The sequence below is a fragment of the Aeromicrobium sp. WCS2018Hpa-31 genome, assembly GCF_031843905.1.
Lineage (GTDB): Bacteria > Actinomycetota > Actinomycetes > Propionibacteriales > Nocardioidaceae > Aeromicrobium.
This window is the reverse complement of record NZ_JAVTJF010000005.1, coordinates 42,715-58,715: the sequence shown is the minus strand read 5'-3', so window position 1 is coordinate 58,715 and position 16,001 is coordinate 42,715. Positions and strand designations below refer to the sequence as shown.

Here is a 16,001-nt window from a genome sequence, read left to right as displayed (position 1 = left end):
CGGAAGGACCGTCGTGACCTCGAAGCTCGCCCCCGAGCCTCCCCAGGCCCGCCGCGCCCCGACGCGCCCCGGCGACCGAGTGTTCTTCGGCCTCTCCTTCGGCGCAGCGCTCCTCATCCTGCTGACGCTGGCCGGCGTCGCGCTCTTCCTCACCGTCGAGGGCATCCCCGGCATCACGGCCTCGCCCGACGAGGTGAAGAGCGGCCAGAGCTTCGTGCCCTACGTGTGGCCCCTCGTCTACGGCACGCTGCTCGCCGCCGTGCTCGCCCTGCTGATCGCGGTCCCGGTCGCCATCGGTGTGGCGCTGTTCATCTCGCACTATTCGCCGAAGCGGCTCGGGTCGGTCTTCGGCTACGTGATCGACCTGCTGGCCGCGGTCCCGAGCGTCGTCTACGGCGCCTGGGGCATCATCTTCCTCGCCCCGGCGATCGTCCCCTTCTACCGGTGGCTGAACGAGAACCTGGGCTTCATCCCCCTGTTCGCCGGACCCCCGTCGCCGACCGGCAGCACGATCCTCACGGCCGGCATCGTGCTCTCGATCATGATCCTGCCCATCATGACCGCCATCTGCCGCGAGATCTTCCTGCAGACGCCGCGCCTGCACCAGGAGGCCGCGCTCGCGCTCGGCGCCACCCGCTGGGAGATGGTCCGCATGGCCGTCTTCCCCTACGCGCGCTCCGGCATCGTCTCCGGCGCCATGCTCGGCCTGGGCCGCGCGCTCGGCGAGACGATGGCGGTGGCCATGGTGCTCTCGCCCGCGTCGGTCGTCACGGCCAACCTGATCAGCTCGACCAACCCGAGCACGATCGCGGCCAACATCGCCCTCAGCTTCCCCGAGGCCAGCGGCCTGACCGTCAACGCGCTCATCGCCTCCGGCCTCGTCCTGTTCGTCATCACCTTCGCCGTCAACTTCGCCGCCCGCGCGATCGTGGACCGGCGCAAGGACTTCTCGGGAGCCAACTGATGACCACCACCGAACCCCGCCCCCAGCGCTCCCGCGAGACCGAGGAGCTCCTCGACTCCCTGCGCGGCGCGACGTTGCCGCTCTGGGCGCCGCGTGTCGTGGTCGGAGCCGCTGCCACGGTCGCGGTCCTGGCCTCCCTCTCCGGCATCGGACCGGTCCGGGGCGTCCTGCTCGGCTGGTTCCTCACGTTCGCGCTGCCGATCTGGTCGCGCCTCGTGGAGGGCAGCCGCAAGGCCGTCGACCGGCTCGTCACGCTGCTGGTCTACTCCGCCTTCGGCCTGGCGCTCATCCCGCTCGCCAGCATCATCTGGACCGTGCTCTCGCGAGGCGTGCCCGTCCTCTCCGGCGAGTTCCTCAATGCCTCGATGCGCAACGTGGTGGGCGAGGGCGGCGGCATCTACCACGCCATCATGGGCACCCTGCTCATCACCGGCGCCGCGACGCTCATCAGCGTGCCGATCGGCCTGTTCACCGCGATCTACGTGGTGGAGTACGGCGCCGGCAAGAAGATCTCGAGCTGGATCCGCTTCCTCGTCGACGTCATGACCGGCATCCCATCGATCGTGGCCGGCCTGTTCGCCTACGCCCTGTTCGTCATCTTCTTCGGCGAGGGCGTGCGCATGGGCATCGGCGGCTCGGTGGCCCTCTCGGTGCTGATGATCCCCGTGGTGGTGCGCTCGAGCGAGGAGATGCTCAAGCTCGTGCCGAACGAGCTGCGCGAGGCCGCCTTCGCGCTGGGTGTGCCGAAGTGGCGCACCATCGCGAAGGTCGTGGTGCCCACAGCCCTGGCTGGCATCGTCACCGGCATCACCCTCTCGATCGCCCGTGTGATCGGCGAGACCGCGCCGCTGCTGATCATCGCCGGTGCCACGGACTCCACCAACTTCAACCTCTTCGACGGACGCATGGCCACGCTGCCGGTGTTCGCCTACTCCTCGATCCGCTACCCGGGCGTGCCGCCGGAGTTCAGCATCGACCGCGCATGGGGAGCGGCGCTCGTGCTGCTCGCCCTCGTGATGCTGCTCAACCTCGTCGCACGTCTCGTGTCGTACTTCTTCTCACCCAAGGGCGAAAGGTAAACCCCGATGGCCAAGAGCATCGACGTCTCCGACCTGAACATCTACTACGGCGACTTCCTCGCCGTGGAGGGCGTCAACATCGCGATCCCCGCCCGCGCGGTGACCGCCTTCATCGGCCCCTCGGGCTGCGGCAAGTCGACCTTCCTGCGGTCGCTGAACCGCATGCACGAGGTCATCCCGGGTGCCTACGTGCAGGGCAAGGTGCTCATCGACGGCGAGGACCTCTACGCCGACGAGATGGACCCGGTGAACGTGCGCCGCATGGTGGGCATGGTCTTCCAGCGCCCCAACCCGTTCCCGACGATGTCGATCTACGACAACGTGCTGGCGGGCCAGAAGCTCAACAGCAAGCGGATGAAGAAGTCCGAGTCGGACGCGATCGTCGAGCGCTCGCTGCGCAGCGCGGGCCTGTGGGCCGAGGTCAAGGACCGCCTGTCCCGCCCAGGCTCCGGCCTGTCGGGTGGTCAGCAGCAGCGCCTGTGCATCGCCCGCGCCATCTCGGTGGAGCCCGAGGTGCTGCTCATGGACGAGCCGTGCTCGGCCCTCGACCCGATCTCCACGAGCGTCATCGAGGACCTGATCCACGAGCTCAAGGAGAAGTACACGATCGTCATCGTCACCCACAACATGCAGCAGGCGGCGCGTGTCTCCGACGACACCGCGTTCTTCAACCTGGCGGGCGTGGGCAAGCCGGGCAAGCTCGTCGAGTTCGGCCGCACGGAGAAGATCTTCTCCAACCCCGAGGAGTCGGCCACCGAGGCCTACATCCAGGGCCGGTTTGGCTGAGCCCGACCGAGCGCAGCGAGGGAGCGGCGAAGCCAGATCGAGTGGTCCACCGGCGAAGCCGGTCCCGCTGTACCGAGATCTCGCAAGGATCCAGACCCCCGCAAGCACACGACGCCCGCTCCACCAGGAGCGGGCGTCGGTGCGTTGTCGTCGAGTCAGCTGCTCGCCGCCGAGTGGTCTCGATACGTCGTCCTCACGCTCGTCCCGCCCCCGCAAGCGGGAGGTGCCCCCAGCGGAGCACGCCTACTCGACCAGCGGCGGCCGCTCCGAGGCGGAGACCGTCAGGGCAGGAAGAACTGGGCGACGCCGTAGAACCCCGCCGCGACCGCGGCAGCCGCAGGGATGGTGACGATCCAGGCGGTGACGATGCCCTTGGCCACGCCCCAGCGCACCGCGCTGAAGCGCTTGGTGGCGCCCGAGCCCATGATGGCCGAGGTGATCGTGTGCGTCGTCGAGACGGGGGCGTGCAGGCCGATCGCCATGACGTAGAGCACCGTGGCGGCCACGCCCTCGGCCGCGAAGCCGCGGGGCGGGTCGAGGTCGATGATGCGACGCCCGAGGGTGCGCATGATGCGCCACCCGCCCGAGTAGGTGCCGGCGGCGATGGCGGAGGCGGCGGCGATGATGACCCAGAGCGGGACGTCGGAGCCGTCCTCGAAGCCACCGGCGACGAGCGCGAGGACGATGACGCCCATCGTCTTCTGCGCGTCCTGCAGGCCGTGGCCGAGCGACATGCCGGCCGCCGAGACGGTCTGCGCGTGACGGAAGCCGCGAGCGACCTTCCCTGGATTTGCCTTGCGGAATATCCACATGATGGCCGTCATCAGGGCGAAGGCACCCGCGAAGCCCAGCAGCGGCGAGAGCACCATCGGGATGGCGACCTTCTCGACGAGGGTCGCCCAGTCGACGGCGGTGGCCGAGGCAGCGCCGGCACCGACGATGCCGCCGATGAGGGCGTGCGACGACGACGAGGGGATGCCGAAGTACCAGGTGATGAGGTTCCAGGTGATCGCGCCGATCAGCGCCGCCAGCACGATCGTCAGGCCGTGGGCGCGATCCATGTCGACGCCGGACGACACCCGTGAGTCGATGTCGATGATGCCTTGGATGGTCTGGGCCACCCCCACACCGAGCAGGGCTCCCACGAAGTTGAGGACCGCCGCCATCGCCAGGGCGATGCGCGGGGTGAGGGCACGCGTCGAGATCGAGGTCGCGATCGCGTTGGCCGCGTCGTGGAACCCGTTCGTGTAGTCGAAGACGAGCGCGATCACGACGACGGCAATCACCATCGTCAGGACGAGGTCCATGGCTCAGGACTCCTTGACGGCGATCTGCTCCACCGTGTTGGCCACGGACTCCAGGGCGTCGATCGCGTGCTCGAGGGAGTCGACGACGTCCTTGAGCTTCAGGACCTCCAGCGACTTGTAGCTGCCGCTGAACAGGTCGGCGAGGATGCGCCGGTAGGACCGGTCGCCCTGGTTCTCGAGACGGTTGATCTCGATCCAGTACTCCTCGAGGTCCTTCATGGTGCGCAGTCGGGGCATGGCCTCGGCGGTCAGCTGGCAGGCGCGCTGCAGGACCTCGACCTGGGCGGCGAACTGGCTCGGCAGCTCACCGATCTCGTAGAGGCCGATCAGGTCGACCGTCTCCTCCATGTAGTCCATGACGTCGTCGAGGCTGCTGGCGAGGCGGTAGATGTCCTCGCGGTCGAACGGCGTCACGAACGTCGAGTTGACCCGCTTGACGATCTTGTGGGTCGTCTCGTCGGCCTGGTGCTCGGCGTCGCGCATCTGCTCGCCGAGGGCGACGCGGTCGACGTCGGGGTCGAGGACTTGTGCCAGGAGGTTGGCACCGTGCACGAGGTGGGATGCGGCTTCTGCGAAGAGGTCGTAGAAGGACGTCTCCACCGGACGGATGCGAAATCGCACGCCAAGCTCCTGTCGATTCGGTTCAGGCCGAGACAACTGTAGGTGCTGACGTTCACCAAGTGTCAATCGGCCGGACCTCGAGGGTCCGTTCAGCGGATGTCGAGGCCGAGGAACGCGTCGACCTCGGCCTGCGTCATGGGGGTCTCGCGGTTCGACGCGGCGATGATCAACCGGCTCGTGAGCTCGATCTCGTCGAGCACGTCGTCGTCGCGAAGACGATCGTCGAGGGGCTCGAGCATGGGGTGCTCCGATGATGCAAGGGGGATGTCCACCGCCCGGGGGGAGGCGGTGCGCCCAGGGTAACCCCACCGGCCACCTCTCGGCAGCAGTTCGCGCCGATGGCGACGGCCCGGCGGCCGCGTCCACCGAACGCTGGCAGACTGGCCTCGCCAGGGCCTCTAGCTCAACTGGCAGAGCAGCGGACTTTTAATCCGCGGGTTGTGGGTTCGAGTCCCACGGGGCCTACCGTTGCACGGCGGCAAAGGCCGCTGACTCAGCCTGTTACCTGTGGAGTTACCTGTCGCCCGGCGAGGCGCGCCGTCAAGATGCGACCGCCCTAGCGGATGCCATCGGTGCACTCCCCTGGCAGGGACGACACGCTTCCGGGCTTCCATCGGTTCGACGCGGTGGCCGCGGCGGAAGATGCCAGCCGTGAGTCATCTGGTGCGCGCCGCGATGCGGCGGCAGGAGCCAATCGGTCAAGCCGCCGGTAGCTACGTCAAGTCACCTACGTCGAGCTTCCGGCGCAGTTTGGACGCGATGCGCCATCCATCGGCATCACCTTCGTACGCCCGAATAGCGGCGGCGAGGCCGGGGTCGATGCCAGCCCGACCCGCGAGTTCGACGATCTGCTCTCGGGTTTCCGCGCCCATGAGGTCGTCCACGCACCCGCGGAGGATCGTTGCCTTGGCGAACTCGTTGGCTTCCGATTCGGCACCATCGCCGTCGTCGGAATGGCTCAACTCGACAACGCTCTTGCGCCTTGGGTGCAGCACGACGTGCGCGGCTTCGTGAAAGAAGCCGAACCACAGGCTGTCCTCGAACTTGCCGCGCTCCGACAACGCAATGACGGGACGTTCGGGACCCAGCCAACGCACCGCTCCAGAGACCCTCGTCCCGTCAATCGCAGGGTTGTAAACAACCGCGACGCCAGCATCCGCGCACAGGTCTTGCAGGCGCGGGAAGGCGTCCGCCATCTCTAGGGTCGTCAACTCAGGCAAGTCACGAAGCAAGTCACGGAACCGAGTCCTCTCGTAAACCGCAACTTCGATCTCGCTCGCCCGCAGCTCAGCACTTCTCAGCCATAGCGCCGTTGCGTACGGGTCAACGATCCATCGCTGCGCACGCCTGAATGAGACAAGCGCTTCTCCATAAACCGCGTCAAAGGCGTTCGGGTCAGCAACCCCCAGGTACTCCAGTAGAGCTTCGATCTGAGACTCGATCGGCGCAGAGGGCACATGTTGGCCGAGTCTTCGAAGAGCCGGCTTCGGGAACTTCTCGTACCAGGCTCGGTGTTCGGCCATCGACACATGTGACTTCGCTCGGTGCTTGTGCGACTGGCTTATCGCGTCCGCCTGACTCAGAATCGCCGCAGGGGTACCCAAGGTTCGCTCAAGGCGCAGGGCTGTGTCGGCAGAGAGTGGGACCACACCTTGGATGACCTGATTCAAATGCTTCGCCGAAACCCCAGCGCGAGCCGCTAAGTCGGCCTGGGTGAGACCCCGGGCACGGAGCTCGAAGCGAATTAGCTCACCAGCGCTGACTCTGTAGTCGTGGCGCAAAGTCGTTGGCGCGTTCCGGCCCGATGGGTGCTGGTTCATTCAGCTGGCCTCCTTCAGCGTCAGCCCGACAGCCGAGATCGACACGGCATCGATGGATCTCAAGTCCTCGCGATTCACCTCTACGACCACGTGGGCACCGAAGTCATCAACGGGGTGAAGCCGCACCCCGGTCGACGGGGTCCCGAAATGGAAAGCAGACCCCGGCTCTCCTGCTAGAGCAGTCAACTTCGCGCCCTGACTTCTCGTCAGTTGCTCGAGGCAATCTGCAAACTTTATCAGCGTCAACACGATACGAAGATCTCCGCGCGCTGGCTCCGAAAGCGCCAGGACCGCCTCGGGCCGGAGCGCAGCAGCGACCTCATGGTTCGCAACACTAACCAGCATCTTGCTCTTTACCTATCCAGTAAAGCCAACATGTGCTTTACTTGTCAGGTAAAGCCTAGCCGACGAAACGCCGAACGTTCAGCGCAACGCTGACTTCAGGAGAAGGAGAACCAGATGGCGAAGAACACCGGACGCGGCAGCCGTATCGGCGCAGTTAAGGGGCGCAGCGAGTTCAAGCGCGGCGACACGTACTTCAAGCGTGACACGAGCACCGGGCGAATCATGAACGGCAGCCCGAACCCCCACAAGGGCGTGCGCGACGAGAAGTAATGTCCTTGGGCGGTCAGCAAGCGTGCCCGCCCACCACAATCAAGGACCACCATGGCCAAGCCCACCGCGAAAAGGAAGGCGTCCCGGACTGCGGCGAACCGCGACGGCTCACGCATCAAGGTCAACGACCTCGACGCGCGCAGAGTCTGGGTCGACGCCGGTGGCCGCTGCACGTTCTGCAAGGAGTTCCTCTCCGCAGACGACACGACCGGCCAGAACGTGTTCGTGGGCGAGTTGGCGCACATCGTCGGCGCCACGGCCGCTGCAAGTTCACCTCGAGGAGCAAGCGACAAGACGCTGCAGGACCGGGCCCTCCCGGAGAACCTGATGTTGCTGTGCCCCGGGGAGCACAAGGTCATCGACACACCTGAGCACTGGACCACCTACGACGTCGACCAACTGCGCACATTCAAGCGAGAGCACGAACGTGACGTCCGCGAGCTCACTGGGCTGCTCCGCAAGCCGAAGACGACCGTAGTACGAGTCGCCGGCAACGTCCGTGGTCAAGTGGTCGACTTCAGCAAGCAGTCCGTCATCAGGGCCCTGCTCGAAGAACAACGATTCCCCGACTTCAGCCTTCACGACGACGGAGAGAACTACGAAGTCGACCTGCGCATGCACGACGGCGAGGACATCAGCGACCCCAGTTACTGGAAGTCGGCCAGGTTGACCCTCGAGACTCGCGTGAAGCCGCTGAAGCACCACCTCAAGACCAGGCACATCGACCACATCTCGGTGTTCGCGCTCGCGCGCATCCCGCTGCTAGTTCAGCTCGGCATGCTCCTCGACGACGTCACGAACGTGACGGTCCACAACCGACGCCGGGACGAAGGGTGGGGCTGGTACGCCCAAGGAGCCACCGCCGGCCTCAGGTTCGGCGTCACCGAAACGGTCGGCGACGGTGACCCGGTGGTCACGTTCAACGTCAGCGGACCGGTCGACATCGACGCGCTCCCGCCCGAACTCCGCCAGCGCCCCAGGTACGACATCCACGCCGACGGATCCACACTCAACCCCAAAATCCTGCGCAGCCGCGAAGACCTCGAAGCGCTCGTCGACTGCTGGCGCGAGGTCCTCGCCACCCTCGAGGCGAACCACCGAAACCAGCCCATCAGCGTCATCCTCGCCGTCTGCGCTGCCGGCGCAGTGGAGATCGGTCGTGCCCACATGCGCGCCGCACACGCACCCTTGCGCATCTACGACCGCCACGACGACACGTACTTTCTCGCCCTGGAAGCCGACTGACAGCCCCCTGAACAGAGAGAAGTCAGAACATGACCGCCCTCGCGTCCACACCCCAAGAGCAGATCTCACTACTCATCGGCACCACCATCGAGCAGCTCGACATCACCGACGACGACTTCGACATCGCCGAACGCTGCTACCAAGATCTCGGCGCACACCTGTCCGAAGCCAGCGCCGACGTGTACGTCCAGGGCAGCTTTCTGCTCGGCACTGTCGTCCGACCGCACACCGGCCATGGCGAGTACGATCTCGACCTCGTCGCCAAGCTAAACGTTGCCAAGACGTCCATCAGTCAGAAGGAACTCAAGGAGCGAGTCGGGGGCTTGCTGGCCGACTACCAGGACACGCATGACGGGCAGGCCTGCCTCAGCCCGCACGACCTCACCCCAGGGCGTCGCTCCTGGTGCCTGCATTACGACGGCTTCCACATGGACGTCCTGCCGTGCATCCCCGACACGGATGCGAAGTCCGAGACCGCAATCGAACTCACCGACACGCAACTCACCTACTGGCAGAAGTCTGACCCGCAGGCGTACGTCAACTGGTTCCGCAAGCAGTGCGCCCGGCAGTTCTTCGAGAAGTCCATCGAGCTGTCACACAGATACGGGTCCGTCGATAACGTTCCCAAGCACCGCGTCCGGACACCACTGCACCGCGTCGTCCAGATCCTCAAGCGGCACCGCGACATCTACTTCGCCGACGACCTCGACGACCGTCCCCCGTCTAGCCTCATCACCACACTGGCGGCCAAGTCATACAGCGGTGAACAAGACCTCGTCACCGCCACGCTCCTGGCTGTCCAGCGGATGCCCGATCACGTCGAGAAGCGCAACGGTCAGTACTGGGTCGAGAACCCCGCATGCGAAGGCGAGAACTTCGCCGACAAGTGGAACGACTATCCCGACCGGCGCCGCAAGTTCGAAGACTGGCGAGCCGACGTCGAACACGACCTGACCGGCCTGCTGCGCGAAGACGGCGGAACACTTCTCGTCCACGCCCGCCTCACCGAAGCCTTCGGCACCGAACCCGTCACGAAGGCCATCAAGGAACTCGGCCAGCGCGCGAACACCGCCCGCCAGAACGGCGACGTTCACTTCACCCCCGGCGGCCTCCTCGTCCCAGCCGCAACCACCATGTCAACCAAGGTGACCGACCACAGGAACTACGGTGTCCCGACCCCGAGGTAGACAGTTGACCGTCATCCAACAGGCCGTCAGGCTGAAGCTGAAGTTCCCGAACCAACGGCAACCAGCGATCAGACGCGGCCGCCTGGCGTGGTCAGTCAAACTTCAACCCACCCCCATGAGCGTGACCTACACCGCGCACCTGAGTTACGAGCACCGGCGACGCCCCCGCGTCACCATCGTGTCGCCCGAACTCCCGACACGCCCCGGCGAGCCGCTTCCGCACGTGTACGAAGGTAACGAACTGTGCCTTTACTACGGCAACGAGTTCAACGGCTCCGACGACTACATTGCCGAGACCATCGTCCCGTGGACCAGCGAGTGGCTCATGTACTACGAGATGTGGTTCACCACCGGCGACTGGCTTTCTTCCGAAGTGACGCACGACATGGACACAGTCAAGGACTAGCCCCGATGCTGGGGCGGGCGCCCTTCTGCGTTAGCGAGGCGGCCAGGTCCCTCCGTTCCTCATCCACTGTCGATCCAACGAGGACCCGTTGTCTCGTCTGTTCCCATGTTCGCGCGGAGCGGCCACTTCCCTCCTCTGGCACCTCTACAGTCCGGCCCGCCCTGCTACGTCCTCTTCGACCCATACTGACGGCCTATGACTCGCCGAATGACTGAGTCGCCACTTGCTCAACTGCACAGGGACGTGGCGTACCGACGTCGGGAGTACCTGGGCCCGGCCGGTGAGCGCGAGCACAGGGTCGAAGGGCAATCGAATGTCGACGACACGCTCAACGGTTGACGATCCGATGATAACGGCAGGACTCACAGGAACGCTGAGTAGCACCAGCTCGCGAAGTCGGGCACCGAGAATTGCGCCAATTGCAGCAACCTCGCCACCAAAACTATGCCCAAAGACAGTCTTTAGGCCGCCTGCGCCAATCTCGTCAGTCCAGCGCTGAAAGTCAGTGCCCGCCTGCAGACGATGCGCTTGAGAATAGGCACCACTCCAACTGAAGTAGGCCCCTCCTCGGTAGAGTCTTCGCCTGATGTCCGCCGAGATGAATGAATGGAATGAGTCGCGAGGGCGCCACCAATCCTCGCTCCAACCGAAGGTGCCGTGGACGATGGTCGAACCCCGCGGCGTGCCGGAGATTCGCCTGCGCCGCCGCGCCCTGGGATGAGGAACTCTCCCGAGATCTATGTCGTCCCGACTCATCAACCAAGCGGAAGCAAGTTCCACTGTGACGGGGTCGTCTGAGTTGAGGGAGATTGAAATACGCTCAGTCGCTAACTGTCGCAGCGTGGCGAAATTGCTTGAGTCGCGACTCTCAAGAATCTGCGTGAGCGCGTAGTCCTGCCAGAAGAATGGATCGATAATCGCCGGTCCGAGGGCGTCGCCATTCGTGAGGAACTCTTCGACGAATTGATTAGGCCGTTGCCTCTGTCCACCGATTCCCGATGTATCGAGGATGCTCATAATTGCGACCGCAGCTGTCGTTGACTCCCGTTCAAATTCACTGAGAAGAACGGCGAAGAGAAATCGAAGGGCCCAGATCCTAGAAGGCTCCCGATTCAATCGATTCCATGCCTCTCGCCGAGCCTCATCGAGTCCATCCATATCGGGAACGCGAGTCCAAAGCGGCCCGAAAACATCTTCTCTCTGGCGAAGCGAGATGCTTCTGACCTCTCGCTCGAACCCAAGCGCAATCAGTGATTCGGCTGTCACCGACAGCGGACGTTGTTCGAAAATCGGCACCAGTGCTGCCGTCCGGCAAACGTTGGTAGAGACGCCTGCAAGCGTTGACGCCGGGTCCCCGAATGGGTCGGGACGGAATCCCGGGTCTGATTCGAAAAACCCACCAGGCTCTGACATCCGCCCAGACTAGGGGTGCTCGGTGCCATCGATTGGACGGGAGACCCGAGCAAACCGACCAATTTCCGCGACGAGCCTCTCCCGTTGCGAGTCGTAGAAGCAATGCGTCATTCACTCCAGCAACCGCGCGATGTGGGCTCTATCCCCGTTGAAGTCCCGGGAAATGTAGTGGTCGATGGTAGTCCGGATCTGCGCGTGTCCGAGCTGATCGGCGATGTCGCGTGCACGGGCGCCACGCTCGTCCAGGCGGGTGGCGACAGTGCGACGGAATGTGTGGCTGGTGGCCCAAGGGAAGCCGGCACTGTCGAGGATGGTGCGGATCTCCCGCTGGATCTGACGTCCATCCCAGAGCGACTCGGGCGAGTTGAGGAACGCTGGGGACGCGAAGACGTACCCCTCACCCCCACACCGTTCTGCCCGCGCTGACAGTCGGTCGCGCAGAGACGCGGGAAGATTGATGCCGCGGCGGGCCGACCGCGACTTCGTTCCATGCACCTTGACGCGCCCCGAGTCGAGGTCGACGTGCTCCCAGCGGAGGGTGCGGGCTTCGTTGATGCGCGTGCCGGTGCCGAACATGTAGGCGATCAGGTCGGCGCTCGCTTGAAGTTTGCGTTGCGTGCGGGGGTTGAGGTCGGGCTCGGCCGCACGTGCATCCGAGAAGGCAACGACCTGGGCCTGCTCCTCGACGGTGAGGCTTCGTCGGGTCTGGTGCTTTGACGGTCGCGGGGTGCTGGCCTTGATCGCGCGCAGTGGAGCGGTGCCGTTGGTGTCGAGGACGCCGTTGTCGATGGCGAAGTTGAGGACGCCGGAGATGATCGTGCGGGCCAGCTTCTGCGATGCCGTGCCGCGCGTGTCGGCCACGTGTGTGAGGAAGGCTCGGAGCCGTTGCGGGTTGTTCGCTTGCGTGAGGGTCATCGCTCGGAAGGGCGACCCGTCGGTGTCGATGTAACGATCGAAGGCATACCCGTAGAGGTCCAGGGTCCTGGGCGCGAGCCCTGACTCGGGCCGGTGGATGTGTCTCAGCCACATTCGCCCCGCCTCGACGAAGATCGTCGACTCGGTCATCTCGACGCTTGCGCTGCGCAGGATCTCCGCGAGTGCGGCCGCCACGAACTTCTCGGCCTCCCGCCCCGTCGTGGCCTGTCGGGAGACGTCACCGCTCGTCCCGTCGGCACGTCGGTAGTACGCGCGGGCTCGGTACTTGTCCCCGGCCCGGCGCGCGCCGGTGGCTTTGACCCACGTGCCGCGGTCGGACTTCCGGATGCGCCAGGAGGTGATCTCCCCGTGCTCGCCCGGCTGCAGGGCGCTCATCCGGCCTTCCGATCCGTCGGCGCCTCGCCGTGCGGGATCTGTTCGCCCTCGAGCCAGGCCAACACGTCCTCGGGGCGGTAGCGGATGTCGCGGCCGACGCGCAGGAACGCGGGCCCCCGCCCCTGACACCGCCAGTTGGCGAGCGTCTTCTCCGAGAGGCGTAGGTGCTCTCCCACGTCGGCAGGCGTGAGGAGTGGAGTACCGAGGACGTTCTTGCCGGGCTTCAGATCCATAGGGCGCTTATCGGCGCATCTGAACGGCTTCGACGGGTCTGCGCCGCACGAGTTTTCGGCCGCACATCTGGAACGGATGAGAAGGGTCGGAGCCGGAGACATCGCTGCAACCGCAGGCATTCCACGCTCCCGTCCAGATTTTCGACCACTTCTGTCATCCCGATATGAGATTCTCAAATCGTAAACGTTTGGATCCAACACACGAGAGCAGGCAAGCCCATGACCCTTCCGATCCAGATCCGTCTGAACACGCGCAGCACGAACCCCGACCGCATCATCGACGTCGAGCGACTCGGGCGCGACGTGTTCGACGGCCAGTCAGCCACCGGCCCTGACTGCCTGGCCGCGGCGCGTCAGGCCAGCATCGCCGGACTGCAGCCGAGGCCACTGCCGAAGGAGGTGGCGCGCGTGATCGCCACCGTCAGCACCGAGCCTCGCGAAGCCGTGCTCGACCGGCTGCGGTCCGGACTGACCGTCACGGCGACCCAGCCGGCCGACGTGGTCTCGCTCCGCGTCCTCTCCGCGACCCCGCTCATCTTCCCGGGCGACCAGCCGCGTGGCGCGTCCGAAGGCGGACGCCCACTGCAGGTCGCCGATCCCGTGGACGTGCCTCCCACCCCCGACTCCACCGGCTTCCGCGTCCTCCGCTTCCGAGACCTCGCCCACCTGCGCGGCTGGGTCACCGACATCATCGAACGGTCCCTCGTCGGCGCGTCCGACACCGACAAGGCGCGCGAGATCGCCGCCACCGGTGTGCGCCGCGAGATCGTCACAGCGCCGACCCGGATCGACTTCGAGAACGGCAGCGCCTCGCAGTGGGTCCTGATGGCCTACGACGGCATCACTCGCCTCTCGCTGTGCCTTGCCGCCCTACTGAACGTGGAGCACCTGGAGACCGGGCGCGCCGCAGCCCTCCTCAGCGAGCACCTCGTGCCCTCCAGCCCGGGCCTCAACCGCAAGGCGAGCCCCACGGCTCTCCTGACCCAGCAGCGGCGTTCCTTCGGTCGCCTTGTCGAGCGCTACCAGTCAGGGCTCGTCGACGGGGAACCGAACGAAGACGCGGTGTGGGTGCGGCAGCACCTGCACCTGCCGATCGACGTCCACCTGGCGGCCTCCGATCCGCACACCGGTGCGCCCGTGCCGCTTCATCCGAGCATGGGCAGCGTCGTCGCCGACGCCCACGTCGGCGTCACTCCCTGGAGGAAGCCCGACCTGAGGCTCAACTCCACCCAGCGCGCGGTCCGACTCCTGGTCGAGCACGACCATCTGAGCGCTGACGAGGCAGATCGGTTCCTTCGACCGTCCTTCTCGTCCGATCCCAGCCAGCGCCGGAACTTGCTGCGCCGAGGCGTCGACATCGTCGCGCGGTTCTTCGGAGCGGACCTGTACGACGAGACCAAGCGCGCACTGCGAAGGTCCACCGGCGCGCGGCGTCTCACCTCGGAGCAGGTCATGGCGTCGCTGGGCCCGCTGATCTGCCAGCCGTGGGGTGCCACACGGCCCGCGTCCGAAGCCTGGTCCTACGGCGGTGTGGCCTTGAACGAGATCGTGGGCGGCACCTTCGAGCCGACGCATCCCGAGAACTATCTCGACCTCGTCGAGACCGCTCTCGATCCACACTCCACCGCTCGCCTTGAGCTTGCCGTCGCCGGTGGCATCGCGCTCATCGCCGACGGCCTGCTGTCGACCAGCCTGGTCGGCGGAAGCGGTGGTGCGAAGGAAGCACTCCCCTTCCGCGGGACGATCGACGAGGCTCTGTCCAACCTCGCACGGACGCGCGAAGGGCTGACCGCGCTGGCGCTCGCAGCCAACCACTTCAACCCGCTGGCACACGGCCCTGCCGCGGGAAGGCTCCCGCAGGTCGACATGGACGCCTCGGATCGCGTGCTGCGAGACGGCGCAGGACAGCCCGTCTGGACCACCACGCACATCCTCGCTCGTCAGGCCGCGGCAGGACGCGATGCCGACACTCCGTCCGCCGTCGACGACGCTGCCCTGCCGACGAGCACCGCCGTGGTGCACGACATCATCGCTCGACTGCCTCAGGCGGTCCACGACGTGCTCGTCGCCATGGAGACCGTCGCGGACCTCCTCGCATCCGACGAGGCACCGGCTTCAAGCGGACTCGCCCCCGAAGATCGAGAGGTGATCACCCAGGACCTCGCCGCCTGCTTCACCGTCATGGCGCGCATCCGATGAGGAGCGTCGACCGCCGACTCCGCCGGTGGGCTCAGTGGCTCTCGCTCTCGACCACTCCGACGCCGGAGGGCCCGGACGACCCGGTCCGTCTGCTCGACCTCGAAGGAGGACGGATCGTCCATGCCCCGGCCTGGCCGCTGGAGGAGCGCCCTCGCATCTACGTCGCCGTCGATGACGTCGGTCCCGTCTACGTCGGCCAGACGTGCGACCGGCTCGAGGTCAGGGTCCGCAGGCACTTCAGCGCTCAAGTCAGCCTCGATCAGCGGATGAAGGCAGGCACCTGGCGCGGGGTCGCCTCGGCGTCGTTCCCCGGTCTTGCGCTCGGGGAGTTGAACATCCTCGAGCGTCGCGCGGCCGAGTGGGTGGTGCCCTTCCGCCATCGCCGGGGGCGTCGCCACCCGAGATCGACGTGAGCGTCCCGGCGCGGCACCCGGATTGAAGATGCTCGCACGGTTGACTGGGCTCGTGCCCGAGATGTCCAGCGCCGCCGAGAAAGAACTGGGCCGACGCGTCCGACGGCTTCGAGACGAGCGTGGCGACACCCTTGAGGGCCTCGCCGCGAAGAGCCGAGGACTCCACTGGTCGTACATCAGCCAGGTAGAGCGGCAAGGGAAGAACATCACCCTCGTCAACCTGCTCCGGATTGCGACCGCGCTCGAGACCGACCCCGCCGAGCTCGTCGAAGGCCTCACGCTCGGCGATGGGGACGCCGAGACGTCCGACGGCTGAGCCGGCAGATCGTCGCAGGCTGATCCGGCGCGCCGGGCGCCGCGGTCGTCGACGTCCCACCAGCCCTGCACTGGGCTCGCAAACCG

Annotated in this window: 17 protein-coding genes, 1 tRNA gene and 1 pseudogene; 11 read left to right on the top strand and 8 right to left on the bottom strand. The window is 66.0% G+C overall.

Features of this window, described 5'->3' with window-relative positions; genetic code table 11:
• The first annotated feature begins 13 nt into the window (after positions 1-13).
• Genes pstC through pstB form a run of 3 tightly spaced genes read left to right on the top strand, consistent with a single transcriptional unit; the run spans position 14 to position 2,829 of the window.
• Positions 14-964, top strand: coding sequence for a phosphate ABC transporter permease subunit PstC (pstC, locus tag RQG84_RS07495; protein ID WP_311209512.1), 951 nt, complete (start codon positions 14-16; stop codon positions 962-964).
• Positions 964-2,043 carry a phosphate ABC transporter permease PstA gene (pstA, locus tag RQG84_RS07490; protein ID WP_056552907.1) on the top strand — a complete coding sequence of 360 codons (1,080 nt, stop codon included), beginning with the start codon at positions 964-966 and terminating at the stop codon, positions 2,041-2,043. Before pstC ends, pstA begins: the two co-directional genes overlap by 1 nt.
• Before the next feature lie 6 nt (positions 2,044-2,049).
• Positions 2,050-2,829 carry a phosphate ABC transporter ATP-binding protein PstB gene (gene pstB, locus RQG84_RS07485; protein WP_311209511.1) on the top strand — a complete coding sequence of 260 codons (780 nt, stop codon included), beginning with the start codon at positions 2,050-2,052 and terminating at the stop codon, positions 2,827-2,829.
• Positions 2,830-3,110: 281 nt separating this feature from the next.
• Here pstB and RQG84_RS07480 read toward each other — a convergent pair whose 3' ends face one another.
• From RQG84_RS07480 to RQG84_RS07470, 3 genes are all read right to left on the bottom strand, one after another.
• Positions 3,111-4,136 (bottom strand): inorganic phosphate transporter, encoded by a 1,026-nt coding sequence (locus RQG84_RS07480; RefSeq protein WP_055970125.1) that lies wholly within the window; start codon positions 4,134-4,136, stop codon positions 3,111-3,113.
• 3 nt (positions 4,137-4,139) lie between these two features.
• On the bottom strand, positions 4,140-4,757 hold the full coding sequence (locus RQG84_RS07475; protein ID WP_311209510.1) for a DUF47 family protein: 618 nt from the start codon (positions 4,755-4,757) through the stop codon (positions 4,140-4,142).
• Positions 4,758-4,846: 89 nt separating this feature from the next.
• Positions 4,847-4,996: a hypothetical protein gene (locus RQG84_RS07470; protein WP_156364687.1), complete on the bottom strand. Its 150-nt coding sequence runs from the start codon at positions 4,994-4,996 to the stop codon at positions 4,847-4,849.
• Positions 4,997-5,149: 153 nt separating this feature from the next.
• Between RQG84_RS07470 and RQG84_RS07465 the strand changes: the two genes are divergently transcribed.
• A tRNA-Lys gene (locus RQG84_RS07465) sits at positions 5,150-5,222 on the top strand.
• A 248-nt stretch (positions 5,223-5,470) separates the two neighbouring features.
• Here RQG84_RS07465 and RQG84_RS07460 read toward each other — a convergent pair.
• Both RQG84_RS07460 and RQG84_RS18100 read right to left on the bottom strand, forming a co-directional pair.
• Positions 5,471-6,280, bottom strand: coding sequence for an ImmA/IrrE family metallo-endopeptidase (locus RQG84_RS07460; RefSeq protein WP_311209509.1), 810 nt, complete (start codon positions 6,278-6,280; stop codon positions 5,471-5,473).
• A 75-nt stretch (positions 6,281-6,355) separates the two neighbouring features.
• A pseudogene (locus RQG84_RS18100) lies at positions 6,356-6,577 on the bottom strand (transcriptional regulator); the annotation flags it as partial.
• 459 nt (positions 6,578-7,036) lie between these two features.
• On the opposite strand from RQG84_RS18100, the gene RQG84_RS07455 reads away from it, so the two are divergent.
• The 4 genes from RQG84_RS07455 (at position 7,037) to RQG84_RS07440 (ending at position 10,030) form a co-directional block, all read left to right on the top strand.
• Positions 7,037-7,192 carry a hypothetical protein gene (locus tag RQG84_RS07455; RefSeq protein ID WP_311209508.1) on the top strand — a complete coding sequence of 52 codons (156 nt, stop codon included), beginning with the start codon at positions 7,037-7,039 and terminating at the stop codon, positions 7,190-7,192.
• Positions 7,193-7,243: 51 nt separating this feature from the next.
• Entirely contained in the window at positions 7,244-8,437 is a 1,194-nt protein-coding gene (locus RQG84_RS07450) for an SAVED domain-containing protein (protein ID WP_311209507.1), read from the top strand.
• A 29-nt stretch (positions 8,438-8,466) separates the two neighbouring features.
• Complete coding sequence (locus RQG84_RS07445; protein WP_311209506.1) at positions 8,467-9,624, top strand: nucleotidyltransferase; 1,158 nt, start codon at positions 8,467-8,469, stop codon at positions 9,622-9,624.
• 115 nt (positions 9,625-9,739) lie between these two features.
• Positions 9,740-10,030 (top strand): hypothetical protein, encoded by a 291-nt coding sequence (locus tag RQG84_RS07440; RefSeq protein ID WP_311209505.1) that lies wholly within the window; start codon positions 9,740-9,742, stop codon positions 10,028-10,030.
• A 144-nt stretch (positions 10,031-10,174) separates the two neighbouring features.
• Here the strand turns inward: RQG84_RS07440 and RQG84_RS07435 are convergent, their stop codons facing one another.
• The 3 genes from RQG84_RS07435 to RQG84_RS07425 form a co-directional block, all read right to left on the bottom strand.
• Positions 10,175-11,443, bottom strand: coding sequence for an alpha/beta hydrolase (locus RQG84_RS07435; protein ID WP_311209504.1), 1,269 nt, complete (start codon positions 11,441-11,443; stop codon positions 10,175-10,177).
• 111 nt (positions 11,444-11,554) lie between these two features.
• A complete protein-coding gene (locus tag RQG84_RS07430; RefSeq protein WP_311209503.1) occupies positions 11,555-12,553 on the bottom strand; it encodes a site-specific integrase in 999 nt (332 codons plus the stop codon).
• A 197-nt stretch (positions 12,554-12,750) separates the two neighbouring features.
• A complete protein-coding gene (locus tag RQG84_RS07425) occupies positions 12,751-12,987 on the bottom strand; it encodes a helix-turn-helix domain-containing protein (protein ID WP_311209502.1) in 237 nt (78 codons plus the stop codon).
• Positions 12,988-13,206: 219 nt separating this feature from the next.
• On the opposite strand from RQG84_RS07425, the gene RQG84_RS07420 reads away from it, so the two are divergent.
• From RQG84_RS07420 to RQG84_RS07410, 3 genes are all read left to right on the top strand, one after another.
• Entirely contained in the window at positions 13,207-15,186 is a 1,980-nt protein-coding gene (locus RQG84_RS07420) for a hypothetical protein (RefSeq protein WP_311209501.1), read from the top strand.
• The gene (locus tag RQG84_RS07415; RefSeq protein WP_311209500.1) at positions 15,183-15,599 is read left to right on the top strand and encodes a GIY-YIG nuclease family protein; all 417 of its coding nucleotides are present in this window, start codon (positions 15,183-15,185) and stop codon (positions 15,597-15,599) included. The genes RQG84_RS07420 and RQG84_RS07415 overlap by 4 nt, the downstream gene beginning before the upstream one ends.
• A gap of 61 nt (positions 15,600-15,660) precedes the next feature.
• Positions 15,661-15,915, top strand: coding sequence for a helix-turn-helix transcriptional regulator (locus RQG84_RS07410; RefSeq protein ID WP_311209716.1), 255 nt, complete (start codon positions 15,661-15,663; stop codon positions 15,913-15,915).
• The last annotated feature ends 86 nt before the right edge of the window (positions 15,916-16,001 follow it).